Genomic DNA, 13,600 nt, shown 5'->3' on the forward strand with positions numbered 1-13,600 from the left:
GTGGGCCGTTTCCGCCACTCACAGTCCGCAGGCGCAGGAGGGCGTGAGCGTTTCCAGTCTGATCGCCGCGCGGGTGCAGCGGAGCTCCGCACGTCATGAGGACCCGCCTGTCCTGGCCCGGCGCGTCTCCAGGCCGCGGCCGGCGAGTGTGACGCTGAGGGCGGCCAGGAAGATCGCGGCACCGGGTGCCAGGACCAGCAGCGGCAGGCGGTCGAGGTACGGGGTGGCCTCGGACAGCATCGAACCCCAGTCGGAGGACGGCGGCTGGACGCCGAGCCCCAGGAACGACAGGGCGCCGACGGTGATGAGTTTGTGGCCGAAGCGCAGTGCCGTGTGGGCCAGCAACGGGGGCATGGCGTTGGGAAGCAGGTGGCGGCGGATGATGAACCACCCCGAGCACCCCAGGGCCTGAGCCGCTTCGATGAAGTCGCGGCCGTTGAGTTCCAGGGCGACACCACGGGCCAGCCGGCAGAACGGGGTCCACCCGCCGATGGTCAGGGCGAGCAGCAGCGTCAGGTTACCGGTGCCGAGGACCGCGACGAGGAAGAGCGCGACCACCATCTCGGGAAAGGCCAGCAGGATGTCGGTGACGCGCATGACGAGGGTGTCGAGCAGGCCGCCCCGCCGTGCGGCGAGGAACCCCACGAGAGTGCCGGTGACGGCGCAGATCACCAGCGTGACCGAGGCGACGGCGAGAGAGAACCGGCCCCCGTCCAGCAGTCTGCTGAGCACGTCACGGCCCAGGTGGTCGGTGCCCAGCAGGTGGGCGGCGGAGATGCCTTCCAGACGGGCGGCGAGGTTCTGCTGAGCCGGCGGATAGGGCGACAGCCACGGTGCCAGCAGCAGAAGCAGGGCGATCACACCGAACATGATGGACCCGGCCAGCAACGCCGGTGGGCAGCTTCCGCGCCCCCGGCGGGCCGGGGCGGTGGTGGTTCCGGCCGGTGACGGCGGATGCTCAGCGCCGGAATCGTCGCGACGGGTGTTGTCGCCGAAGACGTTAAGCACGGACACGGCTCGCCCTCGCAGTCGGGTTGATGACGGTGTAAAGCACATCGGTGAGGCTGGTGATGATCACGGCCAGGCCGACGACCGCCACGACCCCACCCTGGATGAGCGGGACGTCGTTGTTGATGACCGCGTCGTACATCTGCCGCCCCACTCCGGGCACAGCGAAGATCACCTCGACGACGACGGACCCGCCGAGCAGGCCGGCCAGCCAGACCGCGAACAGGGTCAGGACCGGCAGGACGGAATTGCGCAGCCCGTGACGCAGCATGGTCTGGGCGAAGCTCAGCCCGCGACCGCGGGCGGCGGTGATGTAGGGCGCCTCGAGTACCTCGACCATCGACGAGCGGGCGACCTGGGTGAAGTAGCTCATCGGCCGCAACGCCAGGGTCAGGCAGGGAAGCACCAGCGACGACGGCCCCTGCCAGCCGGAGGAGGGCAGCACGCCGAGCTGCAGGGCGAACACCAGCACCAGGACCGGGGCGAGCCAGTACTCCGGGACGGCCACGAAAGCCTGCGTGATGCCGGTGATCGCCCCGTCGAGCTTGGTTCCACGCCGTATCGCGCAGAGGGCTCCCAGCGGAACCGCGACCAACAGGGCGAGCAGGAGCGCGAGAACGGCGATCGAGGCGGTGACCGACAACGCCCGCATCAGCTGAGGAAGAACCTCCGTGCCGTTGGTGAACGACCGGCCGAGATCGCCCTGCAGTGCCGAGCCCAGCCAGGACAGGTACTGCTGGAGCAGCGGCCGGTCCAGCCCGTACTCGAGCCGGAGGCGGGCCAGCGTCGCCGGGTCCTGGACCAGGTCGCCCACCCGGGCGCGCAGGATCCGCGCGGCCGGATCCCCGGAGGTGACGTAGGGGATGAGGAACACCAGGAAAGAGGCGACCAGCAGGGTCGTCACGAGGACGGCGAACCGCCTCAGCATGTACAACACTCGGGATACCTCCGGGTCGTCACACGTTCTCGGATCGATCAGCGCACGGCGTCGAGTGCGCGGTAGAACGCCCCGGCGGCCGGCAGGAACCACGGCGGCCCGAAGTGACCGGGAACCGGCGGGAACGCCAGGCCCTGCCACGGGTTGGCCGTGGAGTCGCCGCCGATGACCTCGGCCATGACCTTGCCCATGTGGGTGGCCATCTGGACCCCGTGGCCGCTGTAGCCGACGGAGTAGTGCATCCCGTCGCGTACGCCGGCGTGGACCATCTGATCCATCGTCATGTCGACCAGGCCGCCCCAGCAGTAGTCCAGCCGGACGTCCCGCAGCTGCGGGAACACCTCGGTGACGGCCTTGCGCAGGATCTCCCCGCTTTTGAGGTCCGACTGGGCGTCCGACAGGGCGAACCGGGCCCGCCCGCCGAACAGCAGCCGGTTGTCCGGTGTGGGACGGAAGTAGTACAGCAGGTTCTTGGTGTCAGACGCCATCCGCCGGTGCGGCATGAGCTGGGCGACGAGGTCGTCCGGCAGGGGTTCGGTGACGACGATGAAACTGCCCACCGGCACGATGCGGCGGCGCAGCCACGGGGTCAGTTTCCCGGTGTAGCCGCTGGTGGCGATGAGCACGTCGGAGGCGGTCAGGGCGCCACGGGTGGTCTGCACCTGGTGCCCCCGGCCGCCGCGGCGGACGCCGGTTACCGCGGCGTTCTCCGCTATCAGGGCCCCGTGACCGACCGCGGCACGGGCCAGCCCCATGACCAGCTTCCCCACGTGGGCGCCCGCCCCGTTCGGGTCGACCTGCGCACCGTAGTAGCGGTCGCTGCCGAGCTCGTCCCGCATGCGGCCGCGGGGGACCAGCTGAACCGTGCGGCCGACGAGTTTCTCGATCACCCGCGCCGAACGCTCCAAAGCGGCGTAGTGCGCCGGTTTGGCGGCCAGGGTGAGCTTTCCCGACCGCTCGAAGTGGCAGTCGATCCGCTCCTCGGTGACGATCTTCTCTACGGTGTCGATCGCGTTGTCGTAAGCGGTGAACATCATGGCCGCACGCTCAGGGCCGTAGCGCTTGACCGCGGCGGGAAGCGAGATGGCCAGGCCGGTCGTGGCCATGCCGCCGTTGCGGCCGGAGGCTCCCCAGCCCACGGTGTGGGACTCCAGCACGGCGACACTGGCACCGCCGCGAGCGAGATGCAGCGCGGCGGACAGCCCGGTCAACCCGGCACCGATGACCGCGACATCGACGTTCGCAGGGAGCTCGGTGCGGCGGAAGTCGCCGGCCGGTTCGGCGGTGTCGAGCCAGTAGCTGGTCAGCTTCACGACAGCCTCCTCGCGGACTTCACAGACCCAGAACGGCAGGGACGCCGGACAGGTCGGCGGTTTCGGCGTACTGGTAGAAGGGCGTCGAGGGGTCGTAGCCGCGGTTGACGTAGATCTTGTGCGGGATCCGCAGCTCGTGGGCGGGGATCAGGTCGTACCAGATGTGCGAGGAGACGTGGACGATCTCGTCGCGTTCGCAGCCCAGCTGGTCGAGCATGTACTCGAAGGCCTGGTAGCGCGGTTTGTACGCCCTGGCCTGCTCGGCGGTGAACACCTTGTGAAAGGGGGCGCCGAGCTGCTCGACGTTGTGCCGCAACGGCTCGTCGACGGCGTTGGAGAAGATCACCAGAGGGTAGGCGTCGGCGAGCTTGGCCAGGCTCGCGGGAACGTCCGCGTGGGGACCCCAGGTCGGTACGCAGGCCACGATGGCCTCGCCGTCGGAGGGGCGGTAGCCGATGCCCCAGCGTTCGCAGGTGCGCTTGAAGGAGTCCTTGAGCACGTCGGGGTAGAGCTTGAACTCGCCGAGCACCTCGTCCATCCGGTACGCGCGGTAGTCCTTGAGGAAGACCGGCATGTCCTCCTCGGAGATCCGGTCGGCGACCAGCGGCTTGACGGTGAGGTTGAGGTCGAAGCTGGTCAGCGTCCCGTAGCAATCGAAAGTGAGGTATTTGGGGCGCACACTGGTCAGGTCCACGAGCAGTTCCTCCGGTGGTGGTATGTCCGGTGGGGGCAGGAGCGTCGGTGGTCGGTCCGGTGAGGGCCGGAGCCCGTCGGTGCGACTGGGCAGGCGGCGAAGCGGCGAGATATCACGCCCGGTGCGAGCCGTCCGAGGCGGGCAGCCAGCGTGGTGTCTGGAACGCTAAGGACCCGATTCTCTGTTGTCAACAATTTCGAGTCGCCTGCTTGTAACGAGTACGTTTCCCGGCCTTTCTTTGATCTTCATAAGCCGGGTTGGACGACTATTTCCAGGTCGTGGCGCTGACTTTCGCCGCCGGAGTTTCCCTTCAGGCCACCGGAAGATTGTTGACAACAGTTGACCGCCGCTGGCGGTTGTGCACAAGATGTGGTGACGCGGCAGGCGCCACTCGGTAGCCGGCCGACTCTCTCCCGGCCCCGCGACTCCCCCCTCCGCCGGCACGAACGGACTCCCGATGCGAGCTTCCACGACCCCAGACGATCACGGACACGGCCATGGTCACGGTCACGGCCACCCCCACGACGACGCGCCCGCCACCGGGAACGACCACGGGCACGACCACTCCGATCACGCCCACGATGACCACGCGGCCGATCACCACGCGACCGGCCACCACGCGGCAGAGGCGTCGGCCATCACCGGGCACGGGCATGGGCATGGGCACGGGCATGGCCACGACGAGGGCCACGACCACGGGAACGGCCTGTGGGCGCGGATCAAGCACACGGTGGTCCCCCACGCCCACGACGCCAACGAAGCGATCCAGACCGCCGAGGAGTCGGCCAAAGACGGGATCCGCACGGCCTGGATCGGGCTGGCCGGGATGATGGCCACCGCGATCGGGCAGATGGTCATCGTCGCGATGTCCGGGTCGATCGCCCTGCTGGCCGACACCATCCACAACCTGGGACACGCGGCGACCACGATCCCGCTGATCATCGCCTTCCGGCTGGGCCGGCGCGCGGCGACGAAGAAGTACTCCTACGGTTACCGGCGCGCCGAGGACCTGGTCGGGTTGTTCATCTCCCTGGTCATCGTCGCCTCGATCGGGCTGATCATCTGGGAGTCGATCGACGCGCTGCTCAACCCGCACCCGCCGACCAACCTGTGGTGGGTCTTCGCCGCCGGGATCGTCGGCTTCCTCGGAAACGAGGTGGTGGCTGTGTACCGCATCCGGGCCGGCCGTCGCATCGGATCCGCGGCGCTGATCGCCGAGGGCCAGCACGCCCGCGCCGATGGCTACACCTCGATCGCCGTCGTCGCCGGCGTGATCGGCGTGTGGCTCGGGTTCGACCGCGCCGACGCCATCGTCGGCCTGCTCATCGCCCTGGCGATCACCGGCATCCTGATCAACTCCCTGGTCATCATCGTCCGCCGTCTCATGGACGGTGTGGAGCCGGCGACGATCGACCGGATGCGCAGCACCATCGCCGGCGTCGTCGGCGTCGAGACCGTCGGCGGCGTGCGCGCCCGCTGGTCCGGTCACCGCATGGAGGGAGACGCCGAGATCGGCGTCGACGCCCGGCTGAGCATCATCGAGGCCCACCGCGTGGCCGAGGACGTGCAGCACTCCCTGATGCACGCGGTCGGCAACCTCGACCGGGTCACCGTCCACGTCCACCCCGCCTTCGACGGCGTGGTCCCCGACGACCTCCACGAGTTGTCCGACCACCACGCCTCGAAGGAGGCCCGGGAGGCCTACCGGGCCAAGCTCGCCACGCAGAGCGCGCGGTGACACCCGTGAACGGCTCGACGGGATGGTCGATCCACCCGCTGAGTGAGCGCACCCTGGCCGGCGCGCAGTCGGTGATGCGACGCAGCATCGCCGAGGACTTCGGCGACGCCTACGACCCGCGGATCCACGCCGACGTCGACGACCCGCTGACCCACTACGCCCCCGGAGCCGGCCCCTTCCTCCTGGTGGTGACCGACGACAGCACGGATGAGGTCCTGGCCACGGGCGGGATCCGCAGCGGACGGCTGAAGCCCGGACTCACCCCACAACACGTCGTCGACCGGTACGAGGACGGCCGGCACGGCCAGCTCGTACGCGTCTACGTCCGCAAGGAAGCCCGCCGCCGCGGCATCGCCAGAGCCCTGGTCCACGCGGTTCTCGACCGCGCGGACCGGGAGGGGCACTACGAGGCCATCGCTCTGCACACCTACCAGCACTCCCCGGGCGCCGTCGCCTTCTGGGAGTCCTTCGGCGCCCGGCTCATCCACGACGACTCGAACGGAGCCACCGGCGCGGTCTTCTACGACCTGCCGCGCTCCTCGCGGTGACTGCCGCGCGGTCCCCATGCCATCCCCACCGCACTGGCGAGACAGGAGAACACCATGTCCAAGCGTCGTGACGTCTTCATCTTCGTTGCCGAGCCCACCAAGGTCGACCAGGCCCGCACCAGCCTCATCGACTGGCTGCGCGGCCTGGAGGGCCACCCCGGATACCTCGGGGGCTCGGTTCTGCGCGAGTGCGCGGGCGAGCTCATCTCGAACACGCTGGTGATGACGCTGGAGTTCGAGAGCACCGAGGCCGCCCGAGCCCTGTGGCCGAAGATCGAGAACACGATCAACCCGCTCTACCCCGATGACAAGTCCGACAAGTCGATGGACCAGGGTGCCGCGTTCTTCACCGGCGCGGACGACGCCGTGGCGCCGGAGGACCTGAAGTTCACTCGCGGCAACGGCCTGGTGGCCCGGATGCTGCACATCCACGCCGAGGTCGTCGAGGACGTCGTGGCCGCCGCCTGACCCACGCCGTTCCCGCCACCATCGGCAGCACTCCCCCCGACGTGATGAGGAGCCTTTCTTGACCAGCACCAGCCTGTGGCATCCGCAGACCGCGATGTCCACCATCGAGGAAACCCGCACCGTCATCGCGTCGGGGCAGGGAGCCTGGATACGTACCGAGGACGGCCAGGACCTGCTCGACCTGCCGGCCGGCCTGTGGCACGCCAACATCGGACACGGCCGAGCCCGCATCGCCGACGCCGTGCGTCAGCAGCTGACCGACCTGGAGACCTACCACCTGTTCCAGGGCATGGCCAACCGCCCCGCCATCCGGCTCGCCGAGCGCCTGGCCGCGCTGAGTCCCATCCCCGACGCGAAGGTCTTCCTCACCAGCGGCGGCTCTGACTCCGTCGACACCGCCTGCAAGCTCGCGCGCCGGCACTGGCAGGTGGCCGGGCGGCCCGGCAAGCGCGTCATCGTCTCCCGCGAACACGCCTACCACGGCCTGCACGGGTTCGGGACCAGCATCACGGGCATCCAGAGCAACCGCGACGGGTACGGCAGCGACTCGCTGATCCCCGAGACCGCCCGCGTGCCATGGGACGACCTGGCCGCCACCGAGGCGGAGCTCCTCCGGCTCGGACCCGACAACATCGCCGCCCTCATCGCCGAACCGATCATCGGCACCGGAGGAGTGCTGCTGCCCGCGCCCGGCTACCTCACCGGGCTGGCCGAGCTGTGCCGCCGCCTGGACATCCTGCTCATCGCCGACGAGGTCATCACCGGCTTCGGACGGGTCGGGCAGTGGTTCGCCTGTCAGCGCTTCGGCATCGAGCCGGACCTCCTCACCATGGCCAAGGGCATCACCTCCGGCTACCTGCCGCTGGGCGGCGTGCTGGTGGCCCGGCGCGTCTGGGAGCCCTTCTTCGCCGAAACCTCCGACGCCCCGACCTTCCGCCACGGCCTGACGTACTCGGGCCACGCCGCGGCCTGTGTCGCCGCCGAGGCGAACCTGAGCATCCTTGAGGAGGAAGGTCTGCTGGAGCGCGTCCTGGACCTCGAACCCGTCCTGGCCCAGGCCCTCGCCCCGCTGGTCGACCACGGAGCCGTCGTCGACGTCCGGGCCGGGGTCGGCCTGCTCGCGGCCGTCCAGCTCGCCCCCGACGTCGACGCGCGCCCCGTGCTGCGCGCCGCGCGGGAGCAGGGCGTACTGACCCGGCTGCTGGCCGACAACTCCCTGCACGTCAGTCCCCCGTTCGTCATCACCGCCGAGGAGATCTCCCGTGCCGCTGACGTCCTCAAGTCCGCTCTCGACCGTGCCCGTGCCCTCGAATCCGCCTGAGCCCACGCCGGCGTCGGCGGACCTCGCCCGGCACCGCGAACTCACGCAGACCGCGGCCGCGTCGCTGCCCAGTGGCTTCCTGAGCGCCGAGTGGACGGCGCCGCGCTCCGGGCGGACCTTCGACGTCGCCGATCCCGCGCTCGGCCGGCCGGTCGCCGCCGTCGCCGACTGCGAACCGGCTGACGGCCTGCTCGCGCTCACCGCGGCGAGCGAGGCGTTCCCCGCCTGGGCGGCCACCCCGACCCGGCGGCGGGCCGACATTCTGCACCGGCTCTACCAGGCGATGCTCGCCGATGAGGACCGCCTGGCGGCCCTCATCACCCTGGAGGTCGGCAAGACCCTCTCCGAGTCCCGCGGCGAGGTCCGCTACGCCGCCGAGTACATCCGCTGGTACGCCGAGGAGGCGGTCCGCAGCTCCGGCCGGAGCACCCCGACCCCCGACGGCGGCTGGCACATCGTCACCGTCCCGCGCCCGGTCGGCCCCTGTCTGCTCATCACCCCGTGGAACGTGCCGCTGGCGATGGCCACCCGCAAGGTCGCGCCCGCCCTGGCCGCCGGCTGCACGGTCGTGCTGAAACCGGCGGAGCTCACCCCGCTGACCTCGCTGGCCTTCGCGCGGCTAGCCGAGGACGCGGGGGTCCCGGCAGGAGTCCTCACCGTGGTCACCACCACGGATCCAGGGGCGGTCTGCGGCGCCCTCATCGCCGACCCACGACTGCGGAAGGTGTCCTTCACCGGGTCCACCCCCGTCGGGAAGCTGCTGCTGCGGCAGGCCGGCGCGAACGTGCTGCGTACGTCGATGGAACTCGGCGGCAACGCCCCGTTCCTGGTCTTCGACGACGCCGACCTCGACCTCGCGGTCCGTGAGGCGGTCATCGCCAAGATGCGCCTGGGGGGTCAGTCGTGCGTGGCGGCCAACCGGTTCCTGGTCCAGGAACCGGTGGCCGACGAGTTCGCGGCCCGTCTCACCGAGGCCCTCACCGCGATCAGGGTCGGGCTGGGCACCTCGGACGTCGACCTCGGTCCGCTCATCGATGACCGTGCGGTGGCCAAGGCCGACCGGCTGGTCGACGACGCCGTCTCGAAGGGGGCGACCGTTCTGGGGCGTTGCGGCGTACCCGGCGGACCCGGCAGCTGGTTCGCCCCGGTGGTGCTCGACCATCTCAGCGCCGACGCTCTCCTGCAGCAGGAGGAGGTCTTCGCCCCGGTCGCGGGCATCCGCCGGTTCAGGACGGAGGACGAGGGGGTGGCGCTGGCCAACGACACTCCGTTCGGGCTCGCGGCCTACCTGGTGGCGCGTGACAGCGACCGGATCGCGCGGGTCGCGGGCCGGTTGGACAGTGGCATGGTCGGCATCAACCGGGGGCTGCTGTCCCACGTGGCCGCGCCGTTCGGCGGGATCAAGGAGTCCGGGCTCGGCCGGGAGGGCGGCGCCGAAGGGCTCACCGAGTACCAGAACCTCAAGTACCTCGCCGCTCCGGCGCTGGCCTCATGACCGCTCGAAGGAGAGCGGCGGTCATCGGGGCCGGAGCGGTGGGCAGCATGGCCGCCTGGCAGCTGGCCGAGCGCGGCCTGGACGTGCATGCCTTCGATCGCTGGGGCGTCCCGCACCACCGCGGGGCCTCCGGCGGGCAGAGCCGCCGGTTCGCGGTCATCAGCATGGGAGACCCGGACCTGCCGCCGCTGGTGCTCCGGGCCGAGCGGCTGTGGCGCCGGCTGGAGGAATTGACCGGACGACATCTGCTTGAGCAGACCGGAGGACTGATCCTCGGTCCTGCGGACCGCACCTCCGTCCGGCAGGCCGTGGCCAGCTGCGAGAAGTGGGGGCTGGCTCACCGCATCTTCGACGCGCGAGATCTGCGGCACCGCTTCCCCCAGCACGCCGTCGACGACGAGGACATCGCCGTCCATGACTCCGCGACCGGCTTTCTCCGTCCTGAGCCGGCCATCCTCGCCGCGATCGAACAGGCCACGACGCTCGGGGCGACGGTGCACCATGACACCGAGATCCTCGACATCGACGTAAGGTCCGACACGGTCGAGCTGACCTACCGTGGTACGGGAGGAAGCGCTCGCAGCGAGACGTTCGACGCGGTGGTCCTGGCCCCCGGCGCCTGGGCGGCCACGCTGCTGCCGGACGGGCTGCGGGCGGCGATCGGGGTGGCCGGGCTGACCGCCCGCCGGCTGGCGCAGACCTGGTTCGTACCGGACGACCCATCGCTGTACAGCGCGGAACGCTTTCCGGTCTTCGAACGGGCCGGCCTGCCGGACGGCGCCTCCGTCTACGGCTTTCCCAGCCTGGACGGCGCCACGGTCAAGATCGGCGTGAAGACCCGCCCACACCCGGAGGTGGCCGACCCGGCGCGCCCGGATCCCCACCTCACCGCCGAGCACATGGCGGAGGTCCGCGAGGTCGTCGGGCGCTGGCTGCCCCGGCTCAACCCGCGTCCTGTGCAGACCTCGGTGCACGTGGAGTCGTACACGGGGGACGGCCGGCCCGCCGTCGGGCTGCTCCCGGGCGCCGCGCACGTCGCGGTCGCCGTCGGATTCTCCGGTGGAGGATTCAAGTACGCGCCGGCGGTCGGCGAGGCTCTGGGCGATCTCCTCGCTGACGGTGTCACCGAGGCCAATATCCGGCAATTCGCACCCGGCCGCTCCGCGACGGTGTGAGCGGATCGCCACCGCGCTGGGCCCTCGGTGAGGGGTACGGCCGGACCGCACCCCTCACGCGCGGCCACCGCCCCTCACACGAGGCCATGCACCTCACGCGCAGGCGCGCACCTCACGCGCAGGCGCCCGCCTCACGCGCGGGCGCCCGCCTCATGCGCGGTCAGCCGCGATGCGCCGTCAGCTGCGATGCGCGGTCAGCTGCAGCTGTACCCCGACGGCGCCTGGGTGTTGCCGTTGGGCCGGCTCGCCTGGAAGCCGAACGTGGTGCTCCCGCCAGGCGCCAGGGTGCCGTTGTGCGACAGGTTCCTGGCCGTCACGGTCTGCCCGCTGACCGATAGGGTCGCGTTCCAGGAGCCCGTGACGGTGTGACCGGCGGGCAGCGTGAAGGTGACCGTCCAGCCGTTCTTGGTGGCGGTGCCGGTGTTGGTCACGGTCACGGGCTGCACGACGTAGCCGTTGCTCCAGGCGTTCTGTACGGTCCCGACGGCCGAGCAGCCGCCGCCCCCGCCGCCGGTCGAGGTGGTCACGCTGACCGTGTTCGACACCGGTGACAGGTTGCCCGCGCCGTCCCGGGCGCGGACCTGGTAGCGGTAGGTGGTGGCGGCGCTCAGGCCGCTGTCGGCGTACGAGGTGGTGGTGCTCGTGCCGACCTGGGCGAAGGAGCCAGTACCGGTCGCCCGCAGGATGTCGTACCCGGCCAGCCCGCTGCCACCTGAGTCGGTGGAGGCGGTCCACGACAGGTTCGTGCCGCTCGACGTGGTGCCCGAGGCCGTCAGGCCGGACGGCGTGGTCGGCGGCGTCGTGTCGGTGCCGCCTCCCGAGGTGGTGTACGAGAAGGCGTTGACGGCCAGCCCCGTCCCGCCGACCCAGGGCTCGAACCCGGCCTGCACGCTGGTGAGGTACCACGACCGCTGGGCGTACCCGCGGCTGATCGCGTCGGCGAGGAAGGTGTCGATGGCGAAGTCCAGCGAGGAGGTGGCCGAGGTGCGGACGTAGGAGATCACGTTCCAGCCGGTGTTGCCGAACCAGACCTGCCAGGTGCCGCCCGCCAGGCTCACCGTGCCGACGGGCGAGCCGACCGGCTGGATGGAGCCCTGCTTGTTGAGCCAGACCATGATCTCGGCGCCGGTGTTCTGCCCGTCGGTGCGCGGGGTCGGATCGAACCAGATGTCATAGGCCGCGTCCCAGACGCCCGCGCTCGGGTAGCTCATCCTGACGCTGGTGCGCAGGTTGCCGAAGCCGCTCGCGTCGGCCCGCATGGGCAGGCCGCTGCCGGTCGTACAGAGGGTGTAGTGGCAGCCCGCGAAGATCGACGGGTAGGAGGCGGGCGCTCCGTTGGTCGGCTTGTTGTGCGCCGCCTGGGTGATCGTGAAGCCGGCGGCGGCCTGGTCGACGTCGATGCACTGCGCCGTGTCGGCTCCCCAGATGTTGTTCTGGACGATGTACTTGTTGCCCTGGATGCTGGTGGAATCTATCTTCCCGCAGATCACCGGGGCGGCCTGGGCCGGAACGGCGAACAGTCCCGCGGCGAGGATCGAGCCGATCGCCGCGATGATCAGGTTGATGTGCACGCGCCTCATGGCATGTTGCTCCCGCTTCTCTGACAAGGAGGTTTGGGAGCGCTCCCACAACGCAGCATCATGGCCGACGTGGTCTCCCGGCAAGCGCGCGTCCGTGCCGGCGCCCGCAGTGAGGCGAGCGACCAGGCAAACCCTGACCGGGACGGGGTGAAAGTTTCACGGCGCGTTGTCGGCCGGGTCGGCGCGTGGTTCAATCCGTCTAGCTGCCGGGCGGGCAGGTCGTGGGCGGGATCTCTGTCGCACGAACAAGGGAATCCCCATGAGATTCATCCGGTCGGTGGCCTTCGCCGCCGCGCTGGTGGCGACATTGCTCGCCTCCGCCCTGGTGGCTCCCCAGGCGCAGGCGCATGGCGTCACGATGTTCCCCGGTGCCCGTACCTACCTGTGCTGGAAGGACGGTCTGCGGGACAACGGGCAGATCATCCCCTACAACCCGGCCTGCGCTGCGGCCGTCGCGCAGAGCGGCGCCACGCCGCTGTACAACTGGTTCGCCGTGCTGCGCTCCGACGCCGGCGGCCGTACCAGCGGCTTCATCCCCGACGGGCAGCTCTGCAGCGGCGGCACCGGCGGCCCGTACGACTTCACCGCCTACAACGCCGTCCGCTCCGACTGGCCGCAGACCCACCTGACCTCGGGCGCGAGCATCCAGATGTGGCACAGCAACTGGGCCCAGCACCCCGGCACGTTCGTCTACTACGTCACCAAGAACGGCTGGAACCCGAACGCCCCGCTCAAGTGGTCCGACCTGGAGTCGTTCGGCAGCGTCACCAACCCGCCGGCCACCGGTGGGCCCGGCGCGCTCAACTACTACTACTGGAACGTCCAGCTCCCGTCCGGCAAGAGCGGGCGGCACATGATCTACGTCGACTGGATCCGCTCCGACAGCGCCGAGAACTTCTTCAGCTGCTCCGACGTCGTCTTCGACGGCGGCCACGGCGAGGTCACCGGTGTCGGACCCAACGGCGACAGCACGCCCGACCCCACTGTCACCCCGACTCCCCCAACGCCCGGCGCCTGCTCCGCCACCTGGCACGCGACCGACAACCCCGGCTGGCCAGGACACTTCCAGGCCGACGTGACGGTCAAGAACAACGGCACCACCGCGCTCAACGGCTGGACGGTCAAGTGGACCTTCAGCGGCGGGCAGGGCCTCGACGGATCGCCATGGAACGGCGTGCTGAGCGCGCAGCCGCCCAACGTCTCGGTCAAGAACGCCACCTACAACGGGCAGCTCGCGCCGAACGCGACCACCTCGTTCGGATTCAACGCCACGGGCACCGCCCCCAGCCCCGCACCCACGCTGACCTGCACCAGCCCGTAGGT

The 13,600-nt window shown here is 70.3% G+C and carries 12 protein-coding genes; 7 read left to right on the forward strand and 5 right to left on the reverse strand.

The annotated features are described in order from the left end of the window. Positions 1-93: 93 nt before the first annotated feature. From AB0J16_RS01655 to AB0J16_RS01670, 4 genes are read right to left on the reverse strand one after another with little or no spacing between them, the layout of a single operon-like run. On the reverse strand, positions 94-1,014 hold the full coding sequence (locus AB0J16_RS01655) for an ABC transporter permease (protein WP_358533381.1): 921 nt from the start codon (positions 1,012-1,014) through the stop codon (positions 94-96). Next, the gene (locus AB0J16_RS01660; RefSeq protein ID WP_358534808.1) at positions 1,001-1,936 is read right to left on the reverse strand and encodes an ABC transporter permease; all 936 of its coding nucleotides are present in this window, start codon (positions 1,934-1,936) and stop codon (positions 1,001-1,003) included. Before AB0J16_RS01660 ends, AB0J16_RS01655 begins: the two co-directional genes overlap by 14 nt. A gap of 47 nt (positions 1,937-1,983) precedes the next feature. Beyond that, entirely contained in the window at positions 1,984-3,258 is a 1,275-nt protein-coding gene (locus tag AB0J16_RS01665) for an FAD-binding oxidoreductase (protein WP_358533384.1), read from the reverse strand. A 19-nt stretch (positions 3,259-3,277) separates the two neighbouring features. Continuing rightward, positions 3,278-3,952, reverse strand: a complete 675-nt coding sequence (locus AB0J16_RS01670; RefSeq protein ID WP_358533387.1) for a haloacid dehalogenase type II — start codon at positions 3,950-3,952, stop codon at positions 3,278-3,280. A 457-nt stretch (positions 3,953-4,409) separates the two neighbouring features. On the opposite strand from AB0J16_RS01670, the gene AB0J16_RS01675 reads away from it, so the two are divergent. From AB0J16_RS01675 to solA, 6 genes are read left to right on the forward strand one after another with little or no spacing between them, the layout of a single operon-like run. Beyond that, on the forward strand, positions 4,410-5,690 hold the full coding sequence (locus AB0J16_RS01675; RefSeq protein WP_358533390.1) for a cation diffusion facilitator family transporter: 1,281 nt from the start codon (positions 4,410-4,412) through the stop codon (positions 5,688-5,690). Positions 5,691-5,695: 5 nt separating this feature from the next. Beyond that, on the forward strand, positions 5,696-6,238 hold the full coding sequence (locus AB0J16_RS01680) for a GNAT family N-acetyltransferase (protein ID WP_358533392.1): 543 nt from the start codon (positions 5,696-5,698) through the stop codon (positions 6,236-6,238). A 54-nt stretch (positions 6,239-6,292) separates the two neighbouring features. Beyond that, positions 6,293-6,706 carry a hypothetical protein gene (locus AB0J16_RS01685; protein ID WP_358533395.1) on the forward strand — a complete coding sequence of 138 codons (414 nt, stop codon included), beginning with the start codon at positions 6,293-6,295 and terminating at the stop codon, positions 6,704-6,706. Between the two features lie 58 nt (positions 6,707-6,764). Beyond that, complete coding sequence (locus tag AB0J16_RS01690; RefSeq protein ID WP_358533397.1) at positions 6,765-8,027, forward strand: aspartate aminotransferase family protein; 1,263 nt, start codon at positions 6,765-6,767, stop codon at positions 8,025-8,027. Then, on the forward strand, positions 7,969-9,522 hold the full coding sequence (locus tag AB0J16_RS01695) for an NAD-dependent succinate-semialdehyde dehydrogenase (protein WP_358533399.1): 1,554 nt from the start codon (positions 7,969-7,971) through the stop codon (positions 9,520-9,522). Before AB0J16_RS01690 ends, AB0J16_RS01695 begins: the two co-directional genes overlap by 59 nt. After that, a complete protein-coding gene (gene solA, locus AB0J16_RS01700) occupies positions 9,519-10,697 on the forward strand; it encodes an N-methyl-L-tryptophan oxidase (RefSeq protein ID WP_358533402.1) in 1,179 nt (392 codons plus the stop codon). Before AB0J16_RS01695 ends, solA begins: the two co-directional genes overlap by 4 nt. Positions 10,698-10,891: 194 nt before the next feature. Here the strand turns inward: solA and AB0J16_RS01705 are convergent, their stop codons facing one another. Continuing rightward, entirely contained in the window at positions 10,892-12,277 is a 1,386-nt protein-coding gene (locus tag AB0J16_RS01705) for a cellulose binding domain-containing protein (protein WP_358533405.1), read from the reverse strand. A gap of 259 nt (positions 12,278-12,536) precedes the next feature. On the opposite strand from AB0J16_RS01705, the gene AB0J16_RS01710 reads away from it, so the two are divergent. Continuing rightward, the gene (locus AB0J16_RS01710) at positions 12,537-13,598 is read left to right on the forward strand and encodes a lytic polysaccharide monooxygenase (protein WP_358533407.1); all 1,062 of its coding nucleotides are present in this window, start codon (positions 12,537-12,539) and stop codon (positions 13,596-13,598) included. Positions 13,599-13,600 lie beyond the last annotated feature (2 nt).

This window comes from Nonomuraea sp. NPDC049750 (genome assembly GCF_040659625.1).
Classification (GTDB): domain Bacteria; phylum Actinomycetota; class Actinomycetes; order Streptosporangiales; family Streptosporangiaceae; genus Nonomuraea.